Genomic DNA, 24,304 nt, shown 5'->3' with positions numbered 1-24,304 from the left:
ACCTCAATAATTTCTGATACTTGTAAAAGCATGATGTAGTTTGTTTGCACACTTTTTACCTGGAGACTCTTCAACACCTGAATTTAAATCAAGCCCAAGAGCACCTTGAAAAAGTGCATCGCTAATATTGTCTGGGTTTAAGCCGCCAGCAAGCATAAATGGGGTCGTGGTATCGCGAAGTACCGACCAATCAAATGTTTTGCCTGTGCCGCCAGCCTGTGAATCACTGTGAGTGTCGTATAAATGGCGATCGGCTCCTATAATCGGTTGAGGCAAAGCATCTTTGATGGCCTGTGCTTTCCATATTTCACAATGACGTGGTAGTTCATTACGTAACGATGCAATGTAATGTTCATCTTCTTGTCCATGTAATTGAACAGCAGACAGTTTTAGTTGTTTAGCGTGCTCAGTAACCTCTGCTATGGCGGCATTAACAAACACCCCAACAAATTTTAAAGGGGCACTTTGGCTGATTTCTTTGGCGCAATCTAAATCGACAAAGCGCGGTGATTTTGGATAAAAAATTAATCCGCCATAAAGGGCACCGTTGTTGTAAGCCGCAATGGCATCTTGATTACGGGTTAATCCACAGACTTTGTTTTCGCCTAGGATTACGTGGCGACACGCTTGTAATAAATCAGCCTCAGCCATTAATGAGCTGCCAATTAAGAATCCATTACATAAAGGCGCTAAACGCTTTACATCTTGATGGGTATAAATACCTGACTCTGAAATAACCACTTTATCGTTAGGAATAAGCTTACGTAGTCGCTCGGTTGTGGCTAAGTCAGTGCTTAAATCGCGCAAGTCACGATTATTAATCCCAATTATTTGTGCATTGAGTGCTAGTGCACGATGCACTTCTTCTTCGTTACTCACCTCAGTTAGTACCGACATATTTAACGAGTCGGCGACGGCATGCAGCGCTTTATACTGCTCATCGTCAAGCACTGATAGCATCAGTAAAATAGCGTCACCACCATAAATACGTGCCATGTAAACTTGGTATTCATCAATAAAAAAGTCTTTACAAATAAGTGGCTGCTCTACTTGGCTGCGCACAAACGCAAGGTAATCAAAGCTACCCTGAAAGTACTTTTCGTCAGTTAATACACTCATACAAGTGGCATACTGCTTATACGCTTGGGTGATTTCTGTTAAATCAAACGGCTGACGAATTAACCCTTTAGAAGGCGATGCCTTTTTGCACTCTAAAATAAACTGCGTGCCAGGTGCCGCTAACGCTTGATAAAAGCTACGTGTGGTGGGTTTAGCTTGATGCTTAAAGCTCTCAAGTGGGCGCGCTGCTTTGCGTTCAATGAGTTCTATTTTTTTATCGGCAATAATTTTATCTAATACATTAGCCATGACTTACCTCAATAATTGCATTTAGTGTGTCCATGGCCTTGCCTGAACGTAATAATGAGTGTGTTATTTGTGCACCTTGTTTTAACGATTGTGCTTGGCCAGTTAAGTACAGCAATGCAGCAACGTTAACAATAATAGCGGCGTTATGTGCCTCGCTACCTTTGCCCTGTAAAATGGCAAGGCTGGCGTTAGCATTGTATTGTGGGCCTTCACCGGCTAATTGTTCAAGTGAATAGTTTGCAAAGTCAAAATCACTAGGGTTGAGCGTGTATTGGGTGATTTTGCCGTTATTCAGCTCAACAACCTGTGTTGGGCCATGCAAGGCAATTTCGTCGGTGCCAGACCCGTGAACTATCATAGCGCGTTTAGTGCCCAGAGTATGAAGAGTTTGCGCCATAGGTAGGCACAAAGATTCATCGTATACCCCCAGTAATTGAACATCTGGAGCAGCGGGATTAGCTAGCGGCCCAAGAATATTAAAAATAGTACGGGTTTTTAAAGTGGTTCGTACGTTCATCGCATGGCGCACGCCGCTGTGATAGTGCGGTGCAAATAAAAAGGTAAAATTTGTATGTTCAAGGCATTTAGCCGCTTGTGTGGGAGTCATATCAATATTGATCCCCAAGGCTTTGAGTAAATCAGCAGACCCTGAGTTACTCGATACACTGCGATTGCCATGTTTTACCATATTAACACCGGCAGCGGCTGCCACAATTGCCGCGGTTGTACTGATATTGATAGTGTTTGAACCATCGCCACCGGTACCACAGCTATCGGCAAGTTGAGTTTTAATGGTTGTAAATGCCACGGCGTTTTCACGCATTGAGGCCGCAGCACCAGCGATTTCATCGCTTATTTCACCTTTCATTTTAAGGCTAATTAACAGTGCAGAGAGCTCAATATCGCTCATATTCCCTTGCATTATTTGATCAAAAAGTGTTTTTGCTTGTGCATAGCTCAATGATTGCTTGGCAATAACGTGCTCAATAGCCTGTTGAACATTAAGCGAGTTTTGTAATTGTGTAGTCATAATGTTCCCTTTATTTGGCACGCGTTAAATAGGCAACGCTTTGCTGCAGCAGCATAGCGCCATTGGGCGTTAAAATAGATTCTGGGTGGAATTGATAACCCAGCGCAGTATCTTGATGATGATAAATAGCCATTGGAATATCTTGATACTTTGCAATAACCGCTAAGTTATCAGGTACTTTTGTGGCCATTAATGAGTGATAACGCGCCACTGGCATAGTGCTACCCATCCCATTAAACACCGGATGATCGTCTAACTCAATAATTGATGATTTACCATGTACGGTTTCACCAGCATGACCGATTACTCCGCCGTAACTTTGTGTCAGTGCTTGTTGGCCTAAACAAATGCCTAGCATTGGAAATTTACCTTTGCACAAGCTAATTAATTCCATTAGGCAGCCCGCATCACTCGGTGCCCCTGGGCCTGGAGATAAAACCAGTAATACCTGCTTGTGCTCTGCCTGCATTTTATTGAATATTACTTCAGCGCTAATGTTATTTCTGTAAACAACTAACTCAGCACCTAGCATTGTTAGTTCATCAACAAGGTTGTAGCTAAATGAGTCAAAGTTATCTAAAAAGTAAATTTTAATAGGGTGTGCTTCACTCATTTTATACAGCCTCATATGTCGATTTAATCGCGGTGATCACCGCCTGTGCTTTAGCGCGGGTTTCGTTAGCCTCTGACATTGGGTCTGAATCAAATACAACCCCAGCGCCAGCTTGCACATAAGCAATATTATTTTTAACAAAGGCTGCACGAATAACAATACAGCTGTCCATTGCACCATCACCAGTTAAATAGCCAACTGCACCGCCATAACTGCCGCGGCGTTTTCCTTCGGTTTGGCGCACAAGCTCTGCAGCTCTTACCTTTGGCGCGCCCACTAATGTGCCCATGTTCATGCAGGCTTGATAAGCATGTAGGGCATCTAGTTCGGGTTTTAATTTCCCCACCACGCGCGACACTAAGTGCATTACTTGTGAGTAACGGTCTACTTTTAATAGCTCTTTGGCATGGCGCGTACCCGGCACGCTAATGCGGGCCACATCATTACGCGCTAAATCAACCAGCATTAAATGCTCTGCACGTTCTTTTTGATCGTTTCTAAGCTCAAGCTCAATACGGCTATCTAAATCAGGGTTGATTTGTCCATTAGCAAATTTGCCGCGAGGGCGTGTGCCGGCAATCGGATAAACCTCGACCTGTTGAGATTGAACTTCGTATTTAAGCGCGGACTCAGGAGATGCGCCAAATAATGAGAAATCTTCATCGCGCATATAAAACATGTACGGACTAGGGTTTTGTTTTTTTAGCTGGCTGTAGGCATGTAAAGAGTCAGGACAGGGTAGTGAGAAGGTACGAGAAGGCACCACTTGAAAAATATCGCCATCGACTATGTGTTGCTTGAGCTTAATTACTTGCTGGCAGTATTGCTCATCACTAATATCAACACTCACTGGGCAGTCGCCAGTTTGGCTTGGTGCGTTAAAGTCAGCAGCATGGTCGCATAATGTATTCAAACGCTCTAATTGTTTGCCTACTTCAAAGCAGTTTGCATGTACATCAGGGCCATTAAATACGTTACCAATTAATTCCGTTGTTTGTTTTTGATGATCAATAACAACCAGTGTTTCTGCTAAATAAAAAACATAGTCTGGACAGGTGTTTTCCCCGTCGGGTACATCGGTGAGTTGTTCAAAATTAGCCACCATGTCGTAGGCAAATACGCCGCCTAAAAACACCGAGAATGGATTGTTGGTGGTACTTTTAATGCTATTTAAACAGCTGCGTAATGCACTAAAAGCGTTATCTGCAATCAGCTTACTGGCTTGGTCAATGGTGTCATCTACTGGGTGATACTCCAGTGTTAATGTGGTATCGGATAACTGTGATGCGCAGTTTTTTACATTAGCTTGTAAATAACTGAGTAACTGCTGACCATTATTTGATTGTGCTGTTACGCTCACTTGATTGCCTTGGCAGACAATACGCAGTGCACAATCAACGAGTATTAAGCTTTTTACGCTATCTTTAGAATCTATCTCTGCAGATTCAAGTAATAGTGAGTTAGGTTTATCAAGTGCGGCATACAATGCAAGTGGGCTACTTATGTAGTCTCGTACTTGCGTTATGCTGGTCACTTCACCTGGTGTTGTTGTTATATGACTAAAAATCAAACCTCATCCCCTAAAAAAAGTAAAACCCCGCAATGCTAAGCAGTGCGGGGTTTGAATAACGATGTCTAAATTATAGATAGACCATTACCGTCCCGCTATGCCAGGCGCCACCACCAATGATGTGTAAGAGTATTTACGTTATTCATGTTTTTAATTCCTGTTAATCTTGTATTGCAAAATTTAGTGATAAAAAAACCCGCATGGTAGCGGGTTAGAATTTTTTGTTTAGACACGACAATTCATCACCCTTGATTTTAAGAGTGCCACCACCAAATGATGTTGTGAATTGTATTTTTCATTGTTGTTAATTCTTTAATGTCTAAAAGTGGCTACAGTAAAACGTATCAACTGCTTTTGTGTCAAGTGTTTATTTAAAACAATTTAGTTAAAAAACTTGTTATACTGGGTGAAACACCGTTAAACCCTAAATTTAAGTAGTTTTCATTTGATAAAATACGACCTACATAGTCACACCACGCACTCAGACGGCCACTTAACCGTTGAGGAATTATTAGCGCGAGCAGTCGATAAAAATATTGATGTATTTGCTATTACCGATCACGATACGGTGGCTGCTATTGAACCTGCACAGGCTTTTATCAAACGTGAAAACTTGCCGCTTAGACTTATTAATGGGGTTGAAATATCAACCAAGTGGGAAAGTTTTGAAATTCATATTGTTGGACTAAATATTGATACCAACGATAGTACCTTGCATACATTACTGAGCGAGCAGCAGCAAAAACGTGAAACTCGCGCAATAGAGATTGGCCATCGACTAAATAAAAACGGATTCGATGGTATTTACCAACAAGCTCGCGAGCTGGCCGAAAATGCACAAATTACTCGCGCTCACTTTGCCAGAGCATTGATTGAGCGTGGTGTAGCTAAAAACTTTCCTGGGGTATTTAAAAAGTATTTAGGGCGAGGTAAAACCGGTTACGTGCCAAGTAATTGGTGTGATATGCAAACAGCTATTGCGGCGATTCATGCCGCAGGTGGGGTGGCCGTTTTAGCGCACCCAAGTAGCTATAAAATGTCGAACAAGTGGCTACGTAAATTGTTAGTGGAATTTAAATCAGTAGGCGGAGATGCAATGGAAGTTGCTCAGCCGCAGCAGGCGCCAAGTGAACGTCAGTTTTTAGGGCTATTGAGCCAAGAATACGAGCTACTTTGCTCACAAGGCTCTGATTTTCATTTTCCGACTAGCTATTTAGAACTTGGAAAAAATTTATACTTACCTAAAGATTGCCAAGGGGTTTGGCAAACATGGGAAAAGCACGAAGGAGTTGCATTATGAGTCAATTATTTCATATACATCCAGATAATCCACAGCCTAGATTAATTTCTCAAGCTGTTGATATTATTAAACAAGGCGGCGTAGTTGTGTATCCTACAGATTCAGGATACGCGATAGGCTGTAATTTAGGTAATAAGCAAGCTAAAGAGCGCATTGAACGTATTCGTGGTATTGAAAAACATCACAATTTTACTTTGGTATGCCGTGATTTATCTGAGCTGTCTACTTATGCGCGTGTTGATAACCAAATGTTTAGGCTTATTAAAAATAATACCCCAGGGCCTTACACGTTTATTTTTAAAGGTACAAAAGAAGTGCCTAAGCGGTTATTAAACGACAAGAAAAAAACCATAGGCATACGTGTTATAGAGCACCCAATAGCGTGTGCTTTATTAGCTGAGCTGGGTGAGCCCTTAATGTCGTGCTCACTTATTTTACCGGGCGAAGAGTTTACTCAAGCTGATCCCGATGACATTTTAGAGCGCCTTGATAAACATGTGGATTTAATTATTCATGGTGGGTATTTACCTGAGCAGGCGACCACAGTGATTGATTTATCAGAAGATGATATTCAAATTCTTCGTGTTGGTTGCGGTGATACAACGCCATTTGAATAACAATGAAACAGTCTGAGACGCTATCATCAACGCCAACACCTGATATGCCAGTGCAGCAAAAGCTGCCTCTGGCTTTTTTACATGGTAAAGCCGTTGTTGATAAACCCGAAGATTTATATATCCCGCCTGATGCGCTTGAAGTTATTTTAGAGACCTTTGAAGGGCCTTTGGATCTGCTGCTTTATTTAATTAAAAAGCATAAGCTAGATGTTCTTGAGTTGTCTATTTTTAGCATTACTGAGCAGTATGTAAAATATGTAGAAATGATGAGCGAGTTTCAGCTAGAACTCGCGGGTGAATATTTAGTAATGGCGGCATTGCTGGCACAAATTAAATCTAGGCTGTTACTGCCTGTTCATGAAGAGTTAGAAGAAGAAGATGATCCCCGCGCCGAGCTTATAAAACGTCTACAAGAGTACGAACAATTTAAAAAAGCGGCCGAAAATATAGACAGCCTACCTCGTGTTGGCCGCGATATCTTTATAGCGCAGGCAAGCGTGCCAGAACTAGCAGAAAAAAACCAGCTATTACCTGAACTGGCAATCAAAGATTTATTGTTAGCGCTAAGCGATGTCATGGCGCGTGCAAAAACATTCGAGCATCATTTAATTAGCGCTGAAACCCTTTCAACGCGTGAGCGCATGAGCTTGATTTTAAATACCTTATCCCAATCAAAAGCGCCTGTTGCGTTTACTCAATTATTTACCTTTGAAGAGGGACGCAGTGGGGTTGTTGTTAGTTTTATCGCTATGTTAGAACTAATAAAAGAGGGCCTGATTGCCTGCTTACAGGTTGAACCTGATAGCCAAATATACGTGTCTCTTAACGAGTCAGCTGCTAGCTAATCCCTTCTCAACGTCATTTGCAATTATATTAACCTTATACATTTTACTGTGCGTATACGCACGATGAGTGTTTGCATATGCTATTTTAATCACCACTTAATCATTATATCGTAGTGTTATTACTAAATAAGAGATTGGCAGTAGGGAATGTTTAAAAACTCAAAAACCAGCTATGGCGTGGTGGCTATATTTTTACACTGGCTAATGGCGCTGACCGTGTTTGGTCTGTTTGGTTTAGGTTTATATATGGTTGAGCTGACTTATTATGATAGTTGGTATAAAGGATCATTAGACCTACACAAAAGCATTGGCCTTAGCTTAGCAGCGGTTTTTGTTTTTAGGCTGTTATGGCGACACTTTAGTGTTAAACCCAGTCCGATTGGCAGTAACAAGCAGTTAAATCAATTAGCCCAAACAGCACATATTTTAATGTATCTGTTTTTACTGATCATTATGGTGTCAGGGTATTTAATTTCGACGGCTGATGGACGACCCATAGAAGTATTTGGCTTTTTTTATGTAAAAGCTATCGACTTTGCGTTTGATTCTCAGGCTGATATAGCCGGGCAAATCCATTTCTATAGCGCATGCTTATTAATTGGATTTGCAGTATTGCACGTGTTAGGTGCGCTAAAACATCACTTTATCGATAAAGATAAAACATTAATTAGAATGATCACATTACAAAAGGATGATTAAAATGAAAAAATTATTTTTAACTTCAGCGTTATCAGCAGCGATGTTTATGACAGCGACCACTGCGAATGCCGCAGATTATGTTATTGACACAAAAGGTGCGCATGCTTTTGTAAACTTTAAGATTAAACATTTAGGCTACAGCTGGCTGCACGGTCGTTTTAATACCTTTGATGGCAAATTTAACTACGATGCTAAAAATCCAAATGCGTCTCAAATTAGTGTAAATATTGATACGGCAAGCCTAGATTCAAATCACGCAGAACGTGATAAACACTTACGTGGTAGTGACTTTTTAAACGTAAGCAAATACCCACAGGCAAGCTTTAAGAGTACAGCGATTAAGTTTGACGAAGACGGTGAAGAAGCCACTGTAACCGGTGACTTTACTCTACACGGTGTTACGAAGACAATTACCTTTGAAATAGATAAAATTGGTGAAGGTAAAGATCCATGGGGTGGTTACCGTGTTGGTTTTGAAGGAGAAACTAGCTTAAAACTGGCCGACTACGGTATTGACTATAACTTAGGCCCAGCGTCTACCCATGTTGATATTGGTTTATTTATTGAAGGTATTCGCCAGTAAGACTATTTTAAAAAAGCTAAGCGCTAATTAGTAACACGCTTAGCTTTTTATTATTGTAAATGTGCTCCTAATTTGGGTTTTAAATGACTTGGTAACCACCGAGTTAATATCTGTTTATAGTCTTCAGTCTGCTTAATCAGTTTGAGTTGTTGATTAAGCGTAGCAATATCCTCTGCACCTTGCTCGTTTTTAGTACAGCCAATGTAACCGTAACTTATTTCTGGTGCTTCGGTGAGCATCCGCTGGGTTAAATTATCAGTAAAGCCCATTGTTTTTGCTAAATAATAATGTTCACTTGGGTAACCTAATAAAATATCAATTCTTTTAAGGTTAAGCATATATGTTAACGTACTGAGGGTATCGCGAGTTGGTCGAATGACCAGATTTATACCGGGTGTGGTGTTGATTATTTTATCAATTTCACTGCCATAGGAGCGATTCATAGATACACCTAAGGTAAGCTTTTTATTAACTAATAAATTGGTTAATGACACCGGTTTAGCGTCTTCAATCTCTAGCGCACTACTTAGCTTGGTATGCATGGCAATTGATGGCGAAAGCCCTGCTGTAGAGCTTTGATGTGTGAAATAAACACGCTCTTCGCGGTATTTATTCCTATAGAGCGACAAAGCACAGGCATTAGACTGCAGGTTTGCGAGTTCCTGAATCACTTTACCTGAGGGGATGATCACTCTTTCAAAGGTAATATGCGGCAGCTGCTGTTCTAAAAGCGAAATAATACTTTCGTCACGACCTTGGGATTTGTTCGGCCCGCTTATAATGTAGTAGGGCGCAAAATCATGTGTTAACCATTTTATTGTTCTGGCATTACACTTTGTGCTTAAAAATACACAGACTAACAGTATTAACCACGAAAACCGCATTTGCACTACAACGAATAAATAAACAAGGATTTAAGTGTAGTCAATAATACACCAAAAAGTAAAATGCCAGCTTCACGCTGGCATTTAGATTTATTTATAAGTGTTTAACTTATCAATGATAATTAGCTGGCTTTGAGCCACTTTACAAATTGACGTGCATCACTTGCTTTTTGAAACAATGCATTTTTCAAACCTTGTGTATCGCTAAAGATTACACGATGTTTGTTAACCGAAATTGATTGCACTGGATGTGCTATTTGGATCATAGATCCGTTATATTTGTATGACATAATAAAACTCACTTTATTTTTGTTATTTATTCTGGGCTTTTTCTTAAAGCACATTACAGATGATAAATAATCTAATTGTGTTTAGCTTCATTACAGTGTTGACGATCTTTATGACACTTTTACGATGATATTAAAAATAAATCATCAAGGTATTAATAGGGGTTCTCGCCGTACAATAACTTAGCTTTTGAATATACGTTTTGCGGGACTTACTGGATCAGGGTAAAGAGGTTAACCGCGAGGGCTTTTTATAGCCAAGAAGCGATACTACTTCACAACATTTTACTTTGCAAGCAATTTATTAAAATACTTTGAATCGAGTGGAATTCACATATAGCCATAAATATTAATTCGCAAAGGTCAACAGACCCGAATATATCTGACTATACTCAGTTTTTAACTGAGGGGGTCAAATGAGCTCACTATCTACGCCATACCAACATTTTTTATCTAATCCAATAGCAAAGCCGCCTTGTCGTATGCACAATGCGAATATGTATGGCTTTTTTGCTGAGATAGAATTAGCTAAATCACAAAGATATATTGATTCAACGCTAAACGTAGGCGTTAAAGGGAATATTCGTTTTAAAATACTTGGCGAGTTTGCGCTTATTACATTTACAGATATTGAAAAAATAGCCTCAATGACACCGCCTTTCGATCAGCATGGTTGGATGCAAGAAACAGATATTATCATCTGGTTGCCTGTCGCTAAAGTTGAAAATGAGGATATAAGCTACTTATATTGGTATCCAGCATTTATCTGCGTTAATAACATTTATGCACTCATAAATGGTCGCGAAACGTGGGGCTATAATAAATATTTATGTGATTACATTATGCCCGAGTGTGTAACTGAGCTTTCGAATTTTTCACTATCTTTAGAATGCTTTGATCATTTTTCGCCTGAATCAAAGCTGCAAATGCATGAGTTATTTACAATTACAATAAACTCTCAGGGGCACGAAAATGACTTTTTCTCTGTCCTAGATGATTTTGGCGAGCAAGTAGCAAATTTGTTTTCTCGTAAACATTTAGGCATTGATTTGTCATTATTAAAGCAGCTATTGAGTGGGTTTGTTAATCCACAAATGGATCAAATATTGTTTAAGCAATTTCCCGATGGCAGTAGTGATTCAGCGGTATACCAAAGCGTAATGCACTCACCCTCTATGATTAAAAAAATACATCGCTTTAAATTTCTGAAACCTGAGTTTACGTTACATCTTAATAAATTAGATAGTTTCCCCCTTGCCGATATGTTTGGTCTGAAGTTAGGTAGTCAAGCGCTGCACTTACCATTTTATGTTCAAATGGATTTTGACCAGTTAGCCGCAACTAAAATTTAAATTACTTAGAAGGATTTATCATGGGCCAAGAAAAAATTGTGATAATTGGTGGCGGTGTATCGGCTATGACTGCTGCACTGTATTTAACCGAGCAGCGTGATTGGCAACAGCATCGAACTATTACTGTATACCAACAAGGTTGGCGTTTAGGTGGTAAAGGCGCAAGTGGCCGCAATGCGGCTCGTGGGCAGCGTATTGAAGAGCATGGCTTGCATGTATGGTTTGGTGCTTATGTAAATAGCTTTAAAACAATAGAAACGGTTTACACTCAGTTACAACGCCCAGTCGATTCACCTTTATCTACATGGCAGCAAGCTTTAAAGCCGCATAGTTTTATAGCACTAGAAGAATATATTAATGATCAATGGCAAACATGGCCAATAGATTTCCCCTTATTACCTGGAAATCCTGCGGAGGGTAGTTTGGATATTACGCCATGGGACTTTATTAAAATGACCCTAGCTTGGCTAAAAAAGTGGATACTGGATTTACAATTAGCCGCAAAAAAAGCCAATAAAAATATAAAACTGAGCACAAAAAAATCTCGTGATCAGTCTTTATTACGCCATTTACATCAACAAATAGCGGACTTGGTTGATGATACAGAGGAAACTTGGCAACACTTTGCTGATGATATAAAACAATACTCGAGTGAAATAGCCTCTACTCCCAGCTTATTAATAAGTAAATTAAATCAGTTTGCTCACGCTGACAATACATTAAAACCCCAAGTACAAGAGAAAAAAGATGGCCTTGTCATTTGGTATATAGTTAGAAAACTAAAGCGTTGGCTAAATAGCGAAATGATTGAGTTATTAGACAATAATGCGCAGCTTAGACGATTATATATTTGTGCAGACCTTGCTATTGCAATGTTGGTTGGCCTGGTCAAAGACAAAGTATATCGAGATGGGTTTGGGGTCATAAACAAATTTGATTTTAGACAGTGGCTGATAAGAAATGGGGCAAATGAGCAGTACAGTGCTAACTCTGCGCCAATACGGGGATTTTATGATTTAGTATTTGCTTACGCTGATGGAGACATCAGTAAGCCTAATGTTGAAGCCGGTGTTGCATCACTTGCTATGTTACGTATTGCGCTGTGTTATCGCGGTGGCGTCATGTGGAAAATGCAAGCGGGGATGGGCGATGTCATTTTTGCTCCACTGTATGAGCTACTAAAAAAAAGAGGGGTTAAGTTTGAATATTTCCATCAATTGCAAAACCTGGAACCCAGCCTAAATGAGCAGGGTGAACGTTTTGTTGAGGTAATTAAGTTACAGCAACAAGTTACTTTGCTCTCAGATGCTGAATATCAACCACTTGTTGATGTGAAAAAACTACCTTGTTGGCCAAGTGAGCCGCTTTATGCGCAAATTAATAGTGAACAAGCCGCACTATTAAAACAGCATAATATTAATTTAGAATCTTTTTGGTCTGACTGGCCAGCTCAATATGAAAACCATTTTGGGCAGCCCCTGCCAATAAAAGAATTACGCTACAAAGATGACTTTGACAGGATGATTCTTGGCGTATCTGTTGCCTCACTTGAGCATGTATGCCCTTCGTTATTAGTATGGGATACAAATTTTGCAGCTCAAGCAAAACAAGTCAAAACGGTGACAACGCAGGCAGCCCAATTATGGCTTAGTAAGACTGACGAGCAATTAGGTTGGCAATATAGGCCACCTAGCAAAGAAGGCCCCATTCTCAGTGGCTTTAGCGAACCATTTGATACATGGGCTGCGATGATGAATTTAATCGACAAAGAGCAATGGCCTATCGATTGTCCTCCTAAAAACATTGCTTACTTTTGCAGTGTTTTTCCTTGTGACTATTACCCGTCACAAAGTGAACATCAATTTGTTATTCAAGCAAAATCGCAAGTAAAAGCTAATCTTAAAGGTATGCTAGAAAATAATATGCAGTCTTTATGGCCGCTTGCGTTTCAAAATAATCAATTTGACTGGTCTGTTTTGCATGGCTCTCAGTTATCAGGGGATGAACGATTAAATGCTCAATACTGGCGAGTAAATGTGGATCCCAGTGAGCGCTATGTTTTGTCAGTTGCGGGCTCAAGTCAATATCGTCTGGCAACTGATGAAACACAATTTACCAATCTTTTTATTACCGGTGACTGGATAAAAACAGGCGTTAATGCCGGTTGTGTTGAAGCGGCTGTCATGGCTGGTATGCAAACAGCAAGAGCAATGGTGGGTTACCCACAACACATTAGTGGCGAAGATGCATTTGCAGCCCTCAAACATTAAAATATTATTCATATAACCGTATTATCGATTGATTAGTATATAATTAAACATGCTGTTTACATTTGTCTAGCGTAAAGGTCACAAGAAATGAAAAATAAAGGCAAGCTTCTCAATAAGAAAATAGGGTTGATATGCTTACCAGGCTTTTTACTGCCACTGCAGGCGAAAGTACTTGTAGATGATGAAAGTGCGAATGCGCGTAATATGGAAATCATAGAAGTTTATGCGCAAAAAAGAGCGCAAAAAATTGAAGAAGTTGGCATTTCTGTAAGCACCATTAAAGGTAATGATCTTCAAGTGCAACACGTTAAAGATTCGACAGAGTTGTCTGTATTTGCGCCTAATCTAAAAATTAGTCAAAACGCAGCGGAAGGCACACCGCCAGCGGTTAACATTCGTGGTGTAGGGCTAGTTGATTACAATACGGCGAATACATCCCCTGTGGCGATGTATGTTGATGACATTGCTGTTGGCTCTGCAAGTAACCAAATTGTTAATTTATTTGATATTGAACAAATTGATATTTTGCGTGGTCCTCAAGGCACTTTATTTGGTCGCAACTCTACTGGGGGCGCTATTTTAATCCGCTCTAAACGCCCTGAGTTTGAACAAAGTGGTTATTTAAGCACTGGCATTGCTAATAACAATGCGACCAGTGTTGATGCTATGTTTAATTCAGGACTTAGTGAAAACACTGCCGTTCGTATAGCGCTTAATCATCAAGATTATGATTATTCCACTAACAATATTTTTGCCGACTCACCGAAAGCTGGCATGCGACAAACGAATGGCCGAGTTTCCTTTTTAGCTGATTTTGACACGGTACAGCTATTGATAAAAGGGCATATTGCCGATTGGGATGGCATAGTACAGCCGGTTGGCAGTATTGGAATTGTTGCTAATCCACTAACAGGAGAGCGATGCTCGCCAGCACAAGCGGGTTCAACCAGCTGTTTTGATAATTTTGGCTTTAATGATGCCAGTGATGATTTTTATACAGTCAGCGTAAATAATAATTCGCCTCATAAAACAGATGGTAAGGGCATTAGCGCCCATGCTAATTGGCAATTAGACACACACAATGAGCTTGTTTTTTTAAGCAGTTATAACAAATTAAAACGGGACCATGCTTTTAATTGTGATGGCTCTCCCGCACAGTTATGTGAGGGCAACTTAGGGTTAAATACTGATTTGGTGACGCAAGAATTGCGATTGCAATCTCAGTTGGGTGAGCATTTTTTAACGACGGGAATATATTATGCTGATGAGTCTATTGTTCAAGATAATGTAAATGATATTTTACGCGACTATCGGGGAGTTTTATCGACAGATTTAACCGCTACTTTTTTTTATAATAATAAAATAAACACAAAGAGTATGGCTGCGTTTACGCAACTCGATTATCAATTAAACCAAGATTGGTTGATCACTGCAGGGCTTCGTTACTCTTATGAATCGTTAGACTACGACTCAGTATCTCAGCTTAACGTTTTAATAGATGCTGACGATTTAACAGGGGTTAAGGTTCCATTTTATCGTGTTCAAGGAGAGCAGTCAGATAATGGCATTTCAGGGCAGTTAGGAGTGAACTTTAAAGTCGATGATTCAACTTACGCCTATTATCGTTTTGCTAATGGCGCCAAAAGCGGAGGCTATAACGGTGGATTTTTATCATCGGTTGAACAGGCCCAACTCGCTGACTATCAAAAAGAGCGGTTAAACTCACATGAAATCGGATCAAAGTCCTGGTGGCCACAGCAGGGTATTCGATTTAACTGGGCTGCATTTTATTATGATTATAATGATCAACAAGTCTTTATGAATCAGCCTTCAACATCTGAGCAGAGCCCGCCAATTCAATTATTAGAAAATGTGGCTGACTCCATTATTTACGGCTTAGAAGCTGATCTTGAGTATTGGCTGACCGATAATTTGAATGTTAAGTTTGCTATGGGTTATATACCTCATGCAGAGTTTGAAGAATATGTTGATCCACTAGGGAATGCGTTAACTAATAATCGTTTGCCGTTTACCTCAAAATGGAATCTCAGTGCGGGTATTGAATACACTTTTGAGGTGGCTAATCACCCACTAACTACTCAATTATTAGTTGATTATCAATCCGATTACTATTTTGATCAGAATCAAAACCCCTATGCGATGCAAGACAGCTATAGTATTTTTAACGCCAATATACACTATCAACACGATAACTGGGGGGTTGCCATTTGGGGTAAAAACCTGTTTGGTACTCAATACAGTCACTTAAAATTTGATTTAAGTTCTTTTCTTGGCATGCTTGAAGATTTTAAGGGTGAAGGCCGGCGTTTTGGCTTGGATATTAGTTATCAGTTTTAATTTAAGGTGCAAAGTATGCCAATAAAGGCAGCTCTAAAGCTATTTATATATTGTGTATTTATATGCTTTAGCAATTTAGCAGTGGCAAATGCACTTGAGCCTTTTGCTTATACTTTGAAACAACAAGATACTGATTTGCTTAATCAAGGCAGTGTATTTCAAGTCACTGATGGCGCTTTTCCCCGAGACCATAGCGATATAGAAACGTGGCTTGAAAAAAAGCAACCACAATCGAGAACATCGTTTTTTGGTGGTAGTTTTTGGTTTGTGATTAAGCTGGAAAACAAAACTGATTTAAATGAACTTGTGTTATATCCCTATAACACGCTGCTTTCAAAAATTGAGACGCGTATTTATGATATGTCGAATTTTGATGAGCCAATAAATCGTTATACAACGGGTGGCATTTACCCTAATGAGTTTGCATTTCATTATGGTAATAGAATTGAGCTGACGCCTAATCGTCCCTATATGTTAATTGCAAAATTTCAAAGTGAATACTTTTACACCCCACCTAAATTAGTGCTTTCACCTTATGATGATTTTTTTGTGAAAAAAACATCATATAACATGATTATGCTGCTGTGCTTTGGGGTTGGTATTGCATTAGGTTTATACAATTTTCTTATTTACTTGGGTGATAGAGATAAAACCCATTTGCATTACGCCCTGTTTACCGCGTGCTGGGTATTAGCTTGGAGTCAGTTTTTTCATATACCAGATCAAATTTTTGGTTTTTACAACGCCCATTTTCATTGGCTAGGTTTTACCTTAATTCCCATCACAAATATCCTATTTTTTAACAGCTTACTTAAATTAAAGGAAACGTCTCCTCAATTATCACGGTTTTCAATTTACTTGGGCATTATTGCTACCGCAGGTACTCCATTTGCAATCATTTGGCCAGGTTTTGGCTTTATATGGGCTACTTTAGTAACGGGGGCTACTTTGTGCCTGGGTATGATTGTTGGTATACGAAGTTGGTTAAGTGGCTTTAAGCCCGCTCGCTATTTTGTTTTAGCGTATTTGGCGATGGCCATTCCTAATATGGTCGGCAATTTAACTAATTTAGGGCTAATTGAACCTATAAAGATAGATCTCTATTTACTTGGGCTCATTGGTACCGCACTCGATGCAGTGCTACTTGCTTTTGCCGTGGCAAATAAATTTAGCATTTTACACCATGAGAATGTTGAATTGACTAAAAATTTAGAACACAAAGTACAGTTGCGTACTCAAGAGTTACAACAATTAGCTGAAGAACTTCGTGATGCAAGTGAAGCTAAAAGTCGATTTTTAGCCAATATGAGCCACGAAATTCGCACCCCAATGACATCAATCATTGGTTATGCTGATGGTATTATTTTAGGTGATATACAGCCTCATGAGAGAAACCATGGCATTCGGGTGATTTTGCAAAATAGTCGTCATGTTCTTGGCTTAATTAATGACATTTTGGATATGTCAAAAATTGAGGCTAATCGTCTAGAGATAGAGCTAGTTGAAACGGACTTGTTTGCCACTATTGCTGAAATCGAATCGTTATTAGGAAAACAAATTCGTGATAAAGGCTTAAAATTTAAAGTTGATTATCAATTTCCGCTACCTGATTGGATAGTCTCAGATCCAACTCGATTGCGACAAATATTATTAAATTTAGCAACCAATGCGCTTAAATTTACCAGCCAAGGTTATATAAAGCTAACGGTTAGCTGTAATAAAAAACAACTAATTATTAAAGTGAAAGATACGGGAATTGGTATGACCGACAGTGAGCAAAAAGATCTATTTACTCCCTTTCATCAAGCTGACTCGTCGATTTCTCGTAAATACGGTGGCACTGGACTTGGATTAAACATATCAAAAAGCTTAGCAACTAAACTAGATGGGGATATTACGGTTTATTCTGTACTCGGTAGCGGCAGTGAGTTTTGTTTTACTATGGCACTGCATACAACGGAACATACAAAATGGGTTTACGCATTTGACGATATCTGTAAGTCACAAAACAAAGAGCTCCCTTTAAATAGTAACCAGCGAAATTTGATTGGTAGGGTACTCGTGGCTGAAGATCACCCAGAAAACCGACAGCTGATTAAGCGGATTTTAGAGCGAATGGGTTTAACTGTGGTGGCAGTAGAAAATGGCCGAGATGCTGCACAAGCGACACTTGATGAACAATTTGATTTAATTTTATTAGATATTCAAATGCCAATTATGGATGGTGAACAAGCAATTAATATTATGCAAGCCACGGGTGTAACAACACCGATTGTGGCGCTTACTGCGAACACGATGAAGCATGAAGTCGATCGTTATTTAAAACAAGGTTTTACCGATCATATTGCCAAACCCATCGATAGACGGTGTTTTAGTAGTAAAATCGCAAGTTATCTTGATATTGATATATGCGAAAATATTAAGCTGCCTGATGATGAGTTTGCACTGCTCAAGCAAGAATACATTAAAGGATTAAAAAAACAAAAACACACATTACAGTCGCAATTTAAGCAGGGTGATATAACCGGTTTTGCACGCAGCGTACATATGATTAAGGGAACGGCAGGGATGTTTGAATGCCAAGCACTGTATCAACAAGCTGTTGAGTTTGAAAAACGATTAAAATCCGCTAACGCCGTGCTTGATAGACATCAAGTAGAGGCTTTACTCAATACAATTGACGTTATTTTAGAAGCTTAAAACCATACTTTTTAAAGCCTTGTTTCCTGTGTTGTTATGATCTGTTTATAATAGTAAGATAATTTTTAAAATACAGTGTTATTAAAAAGGAAATTTTGTGAAGCTATCTGTTTGTATTATATGTAAAAATGAAAAGGATAAAATTGAGCGTTGTTTAGAGTCAGTAAAGTGGGCAGATGAAATTATTGTACTTGATTCAGGCAGCACTGATGAAACACGTGCTATTGCAAATAAATACACAGATAAAGTATTTGTGCGTGATGACTGGCAAGGGTTTGGTGAGCAAAGACGTAGAGCAGAAGCATTAGCAACTAACGATTGGATTTTTGCAATTGACTGTGATGAAGTTGTCAGTGAGCGTTTAAAGGAAGAAATAATAACGACATTGGCAAAATGCAATGAGAAAAATATTTTAAAGCTTAACCGTTTAACGTATTTTTGTGGCCAATTTATTCGACACAGCGGCTGGTATCCTGATCGTATTGCGCGTATTTACAATAAAAAAATAACAGGTTATAACCAAAACTTAGTGCATGAGTCTGTTGTAATGCTTGATTGTAAACCAATTGAGCTGAAAGAAAATATATTACATTTTCAGCATGAAGATATTTTTGGCTATATGAATAAAAGAAACCATTATGCGCACATAGGTGCAGAGCAAATGGAAAAAAAGGGTAAAAAACCATCACTCTTGAAGGCAAGTAGTTCCGCTTTTTTTGCTTTTATCCGCCATTATTTTTTAAGACGTGGCTTTTTAGATGGTAAGGCAGGATTTGTTATTGCGGTCATACAAAGTCAATATAGCTTTAATAAATACTTATTTGCCTATTATAAATAATCTCACTTAGCAGGTTAATTTTATAATCATCCGGTGGTTAAAATTAATCTGCAGTTATGCTCTACTCAGTAATGTTCTATTTGGTCGGGCGTTAAATAAAATGCCTGATGCCACCTTTATTAAAAAACCGTTCCCTCATTTTTACTAATAGTGAATACCGTGCAGTTATTCGCTGCGGTGATATCAATTATAAAAATGCAATTACAGACACCTATTAACGAACATGCTTTAATGGAAAGAGGATGTTTTTTAGGTGTTAACAATGCAATATCAACATATTACTGTGCCAGAAAATGGTGAACATATACTTATTGATGAACAAGGACAGTGGCATATACCCGAACACCCTATTATTGCTTATATTGATGGTGATGGCGTCGGCCTCGATGTGATGCCAGTGATGCGAAAAGTAGTGGATGCCGCCATAGAGCATAGTTATGGCCCAAGACGCAAAATTCATTGGATGCAAGTTTATAATGGTGAGCAAGCTGCCAAACTTTATGACGGTGATTGGTTCCCTCAAGAAACGATTAATGCAGTACGAGATTGTAAAATCGCGATTAAAGGCCCTTTAACAACACCGCTTGGAGGCGGATTTCGCTCGCTAAATGTCGCGCTTCGCCATGAAATGGATTTGTATGTAAATATGCGAACCATTAAAGGATTTAGTGCATTACCGTCACCATTAAAAAACCCATTTACCACGCATATTACCGTGCTGCGTGATAGCAGTGAAGATGTGTACTCAGGAATTGAGTGGCAAGCGGGCAGTGTTGAAAGTGAAAAAATGCTCGATTTTTTATGTGAAGAAATGGGCGTAACTCGGCTTCGTTTTACCCAAGAGTGTGGTTTAGGTATTAAAAATATCTCTAAAGAGGGATCAGAGCGATTAATACGCTATGCAATTAATTATGCCCTAAAAAATAATAGTGAATCACTCACTTTAGTTCACAAAGGCAATGTACTTAAGTTTACCGATGGCGCATTTAAGCGCTGGGGATTTGCGCTGGCCAAACGTGAATATGCTGCCATTGAGCATCAAAACGGGCGCTGGCTTGAAATACAACGTGCTGATTTACCGCCGCTGGTTATTAAAGAAGTGATTGCCGATAATATGCTTCAGCAGTGTTTAATGGATCCTGCTCAATTTGATGTGGTGGCCACCACTAATCAAAACGGAGACTTTTTAGCCGATATGCTCAGTGCACAAGTCGGTGGAGTAGGGATTATGCCGGCGGCAAACTTAAATACCGAAGTTGCGTTTTTTGAACCCACACATGGTACATTTGAGCGCATAGCAGGACAAGATAAGGCAAATCCGAGCAGTAGCTTATTGAGTGCGGTGTTAATGCTTAAGTTTATGGGATGGAGTGAGGCTGCTTGTTTAATTGAAAACGCGCTTGAAAGCACATTTGCCAGTGGACAGGTTACATTTGATTTAGCTCAATCAAATCATAACTCGACAACCTTAAGTTGCAAACAATTTGCCAACAAGGTTATCGAGCACTTTTAAAGGGCAGCATTTTACGCTGCAGAGGCGTTAGCTGTTTGCTCGCGATGAACGCATGGACGCTCTGTCAGCTCTGCAGCTCTGTGGTAAAGTTTATGGGCGCTTGGCTCATCACAGAGTGTGCCACTAAGCGTATCCATTAAAGCAACCACAATAATTGCAGGCACTTGGCAACAGTATTCATCTAGAACGGCTGCGGTTGTTTGTGCATCTACATGACAATGTGGATGACTTTTACGTTGATATGCATTTAATAAAGTATTCACGTCGAGAATGTCGTTTTCTTGGTGTTTTGTTTTACGACATGCACACCCAAACTCATCAACTAGCGTGGCTAACGCTTGGTAAACGTGTTGCGTTTGAAGTGTTGTTTTACGACACAATTGTTGTTCAATGAATTGATGTAAATTTGCATCAATGAATAATCCGTCTTGTTGTGTGAAGCTTGCTGATGTTTGCATAATTATTACTCTTAGTTTGTTGGCTTAACTTCACTGTAGCGCTAAGTGTAATATTAATGAAATTATTGTTTTCAATAACTGATATTGATTTGATCAATATTTTAAATCTTTACCTATCAATCACTGTATTTGCAAACGCCAACAACTCGCGCCTAAGCCATTGGTGCGCTGGTGTATGGTGTAATAACGGGCTCCATATCATTTTTACTTCTATGGGGACGATTTGAAATGGCACAGGGCTAATCACTAAATTAGTATGGCTAGTTAAAAGCTTTGCTTGACGACGCGGAAGGGTTGCAATGAGTTGCTCAGATTGACACAGTAAACTGGCAATCATGTAATGACGAGTAAATACGCGTATTTTACGTGTTTGTTCTAATTGCCATAATGCCTCGTCGACCCAGCCTAATTTTTGTTTACCTGATTTATTTGTTACAGCGGGTTCGGGGCCCCAGCCGGCTCGATTAACCCAAATATGTTCACTTTTTAAGTATTGGTCTAAGTTTGCATCGTTTAAAAATGGATTATGTGGATGGGTTAAACAACAGTAGTTATCTCGCCATACAGTAGCTTGATGAAAAGAGCGCGGCAGACCATTAAAACGGTTTATTGCCAAATCGATAGTGCCTTTTTCCATATCCTGTAGGTTCACGTCGCTGGGGCTAAGTACATCGAAGTCAATGCCCGGATTTTTAGCTAGCTGCTCGCAAATAAAGGGGGCAATTAGCGTCGATTCTAAATAATCGTTTGCCATAATACGAAACGTAACCTGTGCAGTAGCGGGATTAAATTGCTCACTGGGCTGCGTGATCTCTTCTGCCATTTTTAACAGCGCTTCAATCTCGGGCTTAAGGGCAAGTGCTTTAGCCGTGGGAGTCATAGAGCCCGCAGCTCGTACCAGCAAAGGATCGTCAAATAAGTCTCTTAGGCGTTTTAACGCATTGCTCATAGCAGGTTGTGTTAATGCGAGTTTATTGGCCGCTTTAGACACACTTTTTTCATCTATTAATACATTTAAATAGACGAGTAGGTTGAGATCGACATTTCTTATATTCATATGATCAATTTTATTTATTTGCTGTATTAATTATCTAAATTAAAGCGTGCTTGCTAAGGTGTAAACCTCTAATAAAAAATAATCAGCATAATTGCTAAAAATAGAAGCGCCTATACTATGCCTAGCACGTCGTTAACGTCTACCCACAATCCTATACAAGAACTCATAGCCACTAAGTTAGCACGCGCTGTATTTGCAGGCTTTGAAGCTATGTTTGCACAGTTCTTAAATATTACCTTAGGGGCACAAAGTCGCTTTGAACAACGCCAATATCATGAGGTGCAAGCGGCAATGCGAGCGCGCTTGCAAGTGTATGAGCGTCAAGTAAAGCAGGTGAGTGAGGCCGTTAAAGTGATTGCCTATGATGAACTAAACTGTCCACAAACATGGCAACGTGCAAAAAATATTTATGGCGAAATGGTTAAAGAGCATGAAAACCAGCCAATTGCACATACGTTTTTTAATTCTACTTTTGGCGCTATTTGGGATGATAAAAAAATTCGTACGGTGCATTTATTTGTCTTAAAAGCAAAGTACCGTGGGCAACCACGTTCTTATGAAGGATTAGTGAGTCGTATTTCCTTAAAAGAAGGGTTTGATAGCGCAGTTAAAACTTTAGTCAATGAACAAGTGTTTAGAGTGCCATTTAAAAATTTAAACGAGGACTTAGCTAAACTACAAGCAACGTTAACCCAAGGGGCGCAGCAACAATGTAGACAAGTGTATGAGCTAATAAGTTTAAATGACGGCTATATTGAGTACGCCAATTCACACTTTTACCGAAATAAAGCGTGTTATGTAATAGGACGTTGTATTGCTAAAAATGGCGATAATATGCCCTTTGCAATAGCCATTTTAAATACCCCTGACGGGCTTACAATTGATGCTGTGATGATGGGCGCTGATCAGCTGAGCTTGTTATTTGGCTTTGCGCGCACGTACTTTATGGTAGATACCGACCAACCTGCAAGGTATGTAGATTACTTAAGTGTGTTAATGCCTCACAAACAACGGTTTGAATTGTTTAATGCGATAGGTTTTATTAAACATGCGAAAACAGAATTCTATCGCTATAAGGTGGACACGACTAAAAGTAGCCCCGAGCAATATAAATATCATTTAGCGCCAGGTACACCAGGTATGGTGATGCTTGTTTTTACAATTGATGGCCTAGACTATGTGTACAAAGTAATAAAAGATAAATTTAGTGCACCAAAAACGGCGACAAAACAGCAGGTAAAAGATAAATATAACTTTGTAAAACAGGCTGATAGAGTAGGGCGATTAGTTGATACTCATGAATTTAGATACCTAGCCTTTGATTTAAGTCGTTTTAGTGATGAACTGCTTACACAAATGAAAAAACACATTGGTGATAGCTTAATTATTTCGGGCAAAGCGTTAATACTCAAACATGTCTATGTTGAGCGAAAAATGACACCGCTTAATTTATATATCGGTCAATGTAGCAGTAAATCACTGCAGCAGGTGATGGTTGATTATGGTAAAGCGATTAAAGAGCTTGCCAGTGCAAATATTTTTGCCGGTGACATGCTAATGAAAAACTTTGGCGTGACACGTTGGGGGCGAGTGGTATTTTATGATTACGATGAAATTTGCCCTCTTACTGATTGTAATTTTAGAGAAGTGCCAAATACTGACAACGCGTTAGAGGAAATAAGCTCACATTCTTATTTTGATATAGACCAAAATGATATATTCCCGAGTCAATTTAAGGTGTTTTTTAGTGCCAGTAGCAGTGCCTTTAGCCATTTTAATCATTATCATAGTGATTTATTTACGGCAAAGTACTGGCAAATGACCCAGCAAGGTATTGAGCAAGGTCAGCTTCCTGATGTATATCCTTATAAACAAAGCTGGCGTTTTAATAATTTATAGTTTTGTTTATCTTTCAAGGTTAAATTTGAAGTCGTGTTTTTAGGCAATGCTTCCCCAGCAATT

The 24,304-nt window shown here is 39.3% G+C and carries 20 protein-coding genes; 12 read left to right on the top strand and 8 right to left on the bottom strand.

Going from position 1 to position 24,304, the window contains the following annotated elements:
* Window positions 1-3: 3 nt before the first annotated feature.
* From trpCF to PSM_RS08335, 4 genes are read right to left on the bottom strand one after another with little or no spacing between them, the layout of a single operon-like run.
* Window positions 4-1,368: a bifunctional indole-3-glycerol-phosphate synthase TrpC/phosphoribosylanthranilate isomerase TrpF gene (trpCF, locus tag PSM_RS08350; RefSeq protein ID WP_013465083.1), complete on the bottom strand. Its 1,365-nt coding sequence runs from the start codon at window positions 1,366-1,368 to the stop codon at window positions 4-6.
* On the bottom strand, window positions 1,361-2,398 hold the full coding sequence (trpD, locus tag PSM_RS08345; protein WP_013465082.1) for an anthranilate phosphoribosyltransferase: 1,038 nt from the start codon (window positions 2,396-2,398) through the stop codon (window positions 1,361-1,363). The genes trpCF and trpD overlap by 8 nt, the downstream gene beginning before the upstream one ends.
* A gap of 10 nt (window positions 2,399-2,408) precedes the next feature.
* A complete protein-coding gene (locus tag PSM_RS08340) occupies window positions 2,409-3,011 on the bottom strand; it encodes an aminodeoxychorismate/anthranilate synthase component II (RefSeq protein ID WP_013465081.1) in 603 nt (200 codons plus the stop codon).
* Between the two features lies 1 nt (window position 3,012).
* Entirely contained in the window at window positions 3,013-4,581 is a 1,569-nt protein-coding gene (locus tag PSM_RS08335) for an anthranilate synthase component 1 (protein ID WP_013465080.1), read from the bottom strand.
* 445 nt (window positions 4,582-5,026) lie between these two features.
* Here PSM_RS08335 and rnm point away from each other — a divergent pair, with 445 nt between their 5' ends.
* From rnm to PSM_RS08310, 5 genes are all read left to right on the top strand, one after another.
* Window positions 5,027-5,881, top strand: coding sequence for an RNase RNM (gene rnm / locus PSM_RS08330; RefSeq protein ID WP_013465079.1), 855 nt, complete (start codon window positions 5,027-5,029; stop codon window positions 5,879-5,881).
* Window positions 5,878-6,498, top strand: a complete 621-nt coding sequence (locus PSM_RS08325) for an L-threonylcarbamoyladenylate synthase (protein ID WP_013465078.1) — start codon at window positions 5,878-5,880, stop codon at window positions 6,496-6,498. Before rnm ends, PSM_RS08325 begins: the two co-directional genes overlap by 4 nt.
* 2 nt (window positions 6,499-6,500) lie before the next feature.
* Entirely contained in the window at window positions 6,501-7,343 is an 843-nt protein-coding gene (locus PSM_RS08320; protein ID WP_013465077.1) for a segregation and condensation protein A, read from the top strand.
* 147 nt (window positions 7,344-7,490) lie between these two features.
* Entirely contained in the window at window positions 7,491-8,042 is a 552-nt protein-coding gene (locus tag PSM_RS08315) for a cytochrome b (protein ID WP_013465076.1), read from the top strand.
* A 1-nt stretch (window position 8,043) separates the two neighbouring features.
* On the top strand, window positions 8,044-8,625 hold the full coding sequence (locus PSM_RS08310; RefSeq protein WP_013465075.1) for a YceI family protein: 582 nt from the start codon (window positions 8,044-8,046) through the stop codon (window positions 8,623-8,625).
* Window positions 8,626-8,675: 50 nt separating this feature from the next.
* Here the strand turns inward: PSM_RS08310 and PSM_RS08305 are convergent, their stop codons facing one another.
* Both PSM_RS08305 and PSM_RS18605 read right to left on the bottom strand, forming a co-directional pair.
* Window positions 8,676-9,509, bottom strand: coding sequence for a transporter substrate-binding domain-containing protein (locus tag PSM_RS08305; protein ID WP_013465074.1), 834 nt, complete (start codon window positions 9,507-9,509; stop codon window positions 8,676-8,678).
* 122 nt (window positions 9,510-9,631) lie between these two features.
* Window positions 9,632-9,799, bottom strand: a complete 168-nt coding sequence (locus tag PSM_RS18605; protein WP_007375427.1) for a hypothetical protein — start codon at window positions 9,797-9,799, stop codon at window positions 9,632-9,634.
* Between the two features lie 413 nt (window positions 9,800-10,212).
* Between PSM_RS18605 and PSM_RS08300 the strand changes: the two genes are divergently transcribed.
* From PSM_RS08300 to icd, 6 genes are all read left to right on the top strand, one after another.
* Window positions 10,213-11,148: an acetoacetate decarboxylase gene (locus tag PSM_RS08300; protein WP_029610008.1), complete on the top strand. Its 936-nt coding sequence runs from the start codon at window positions 10,213-10,215 to the stop codon at window positions 11,146-11,148.
* Window positions 11,149-11,168: 20 nt separating this feature from the next.
* Window positions 11,169-13,418 (top strand): NAD(P)-binding protein, encoded by a 2,250-nt coding sequence (locus PSM_RS08295; RefSeq protein ID WP_029610007.1) that lies wholly within the window; start codon window positions 11,169-11,171, stop codon window positions 13,416-13,418.
* Between the two features lie 87 nt (window positions 13,419-13,505).
* A complete protein-coding gene (locus PSM_RS08290; protein WP_013465072.1) occupies window positions 13,506-15,776 on the top strand; it encodes a TonB-dependent receptor in 2,271 nt (756 codons plus the stop codon).
* Between the two features lie 15 nt (window positions 15,777-15,791).
* Window positions 15,792-18,476, top strand: coding sequence for a 7TM diverse intracellular signaling domain-containing protein (locus PSM_RS08285; protein WP_013465071.1), 2,685 nt, complete (start codon window positions 15,792-15,794; stop codon window positions 18,474-18,476).
* A gap of 97 nt (window positions 18,477-18,573) precedes the next feature.
* On the top strand, window positions 18,574-19,314 hold the full coding sequence (locus PSM_RS08280) for a glycosyltransferase family 2 protein (protein WP_013465070.1): 741 nt from the start codon (window positions 18,574-18,576) through the stop codon (window positions 19,312-19,314).
* Window positions 19,315-19,576: 262 nt separating this feature from the next.
* Window positions 19,577-20,827 carry an NADP-dependent isocitrate dehydrogenase gene (icd, locus tag PSM_RS08275; protein ID WP_029610006.1) on the top strand — a complete coding sequence of 417 codons (1,251 nt, stop codon included), beginning with the start codon at window positions 19,577-19,579 and terminating at the stop codon, window positions 20,825-20,827.
* A gap of 11 nt (window positions 20,828-20,838) precedes the next feature.
* Here the strand turns inward: icd and PSM_RS08270 are convergent, their stop codons facing one another.
* Complete coding sequence (locus PSM_RS08270) at window positions 20,839-21,285, bottom strand: hypothetical protein (RefSeq protein WP_013465068.1); 447 nt, start codon at window positions 21,283-21,285, stop codon at window positions 20,839-20,841.
* Between the two features lie 109 nt (window positions 21,286-21,394).
* Window positions 21,395-22,342 carry a LysR family transcriptional regulator gene (locus tag PSM_RS08265; protein ID WP_013465067.1) on the bottom strand — a complete coding sequence of 316 codons (948 nt, stop codon included), beginning with the start codon at window positions 22,340-22,342 and terminating at the stop codon, window positions 21,395-21,397.
* A 117-nt stretch (window positions 22,343-22,459) separates the two neighbouring features.
* Here PSM_RS08265 and aceK point away from each other — a divergent pair, with 117 nt between their 5' ends.
* A complete protein-coding gene (gene aceK, locus PSM_RS08260) occupies window positions 22,460-24,241 on the top strand; it encodes a bifunctional isocitrate dehydrogenase kinase/phosphatase (protein WP_013465066.1) in 1,782 nt (593 codons plus the stop codon).
* Window positions 24,242-24,304: the final 63 nt, after the last annotated feature.

It is taken from the genome of Pseudoalteromonas sp. SM9913 (assembly GCF_000184065.1).
Lineage (GTDB): Bacteria > Pseudomonadota > Gammaproteobacteria > Enterobacterales > Alteromonadaceae > Pseudoalteromonas > Pseudoalteromonas tetraodonis.
This window is presented reverse-complemented; position numbering and strand designations above follow the sequence as displayed.

Coding starts and splice junctions, on each gene's coding strand:
- PSM_RS08315 (WP_013465076.1), top strand. CDS start 7,491: ATGTTTAAAAACTCAAAAACCAGCTATGGCGTGGTGGCTATATTTTTA.
- PSM_RS08310 (WP_013465075.1), top strand. CDS start 8,044: ATGAAAAAATTATTTTTAACTTCAGCGTTATCAGCAGCGATGTTTATG.
- trpCF (WP_013465083.1), bottom strand. CDS start 1,368: ATGGCTAATGTATTAGATAAAATTATTGCCGATAAAAAAATAGAACTC.
- PSM_RS08340 (WP_013465081.1), bottom strand. CDS start 3,011: ATGAGTGAAGCACACCCTATTAAAATTTACTTTTTAGATAACTTTGAC.
- PSM_RS08325 (WP_013465078.1), top strand. CDS start 5,878: ATGAGTCAATTATTTCATATACATCCAGATAATCCACAGCCTAGATTA.
- PSM_RS08285 (WP_013465071.1), top strand. CDS start 15,792: ATGCCAATAAAGGCAGCTCTAAAGCTATTTATATATTGTGTATTTATA.
- trpD (WP_013465082.1), bottom strand. CDS start 2,398: ATGACTACACAATTACAAAACTCGCTTAATGTTCAACAGGCTATTGAG.
- PSM_RS08295 (WP_029610007.1), top strand. CDS start 11,169: ATGGGCCAAGAAAAAATTGTGATAATTGGTGGCGGTGTATCGGCTATG.
- PSM_RS08270 (WP_013465068.1), bottom strand. CDS start 21,285: ATGCAAACATCAGCAAGCTTCACACAACAAGACGGATTATTCATTGAT.
- PSM_RS08290 (WP_013465072.1), top strand. CDS start 13,506: ATGAAAAATAAAGGCAAGCTTCTCAATAAGAAAATAGGGTTGATATGC.
- PSM_RS08300 (WP_029610008.1), top strand. CDS start 10,213: ATGAGCTCACTATCTACGCCATACCAACATTTTTTATCTAATCCAATA.
- PSM_RS08305 (WP_013465074.1), bottom strand. CDS start 9,509: ATGCGGTTTTCGTGGTTAATACTGTTAGTCTGTGTATTTTTAAGCACA.
- icd (WP_029610006.1), top strand. CDS start 19,577: ATGCAATATCAACATATTACTGTGCCAGAAAATGGTGAACATATACTT.
- PSM_RS08320 (WP_013465077.1), top strand. CDS start 6,501: ATGAAACAGTCTGAGACGCTATCATCAACGCCAACACCTGATATGCCA.
- PSM_RS08265 (WP_013465067.1), bottom strand. CDS start 22,342: ATGAATATAAGAAATGTCGATCTCAACCTACTCGTCTATTTAAATGTA.
- aceK (WP_013465066.1), top strand. CDS start 22,460: ATGCCTAGCACGTCGTTAACGTCTACCCACAATCCTATACAAGAACTC.
- PSM_RS18605 (WP_007375427.1), bottom strand. CDS start 9,799: ATGTCATACAAATATAACGGATCTATGATCCAAATAGCACATCCAGTG.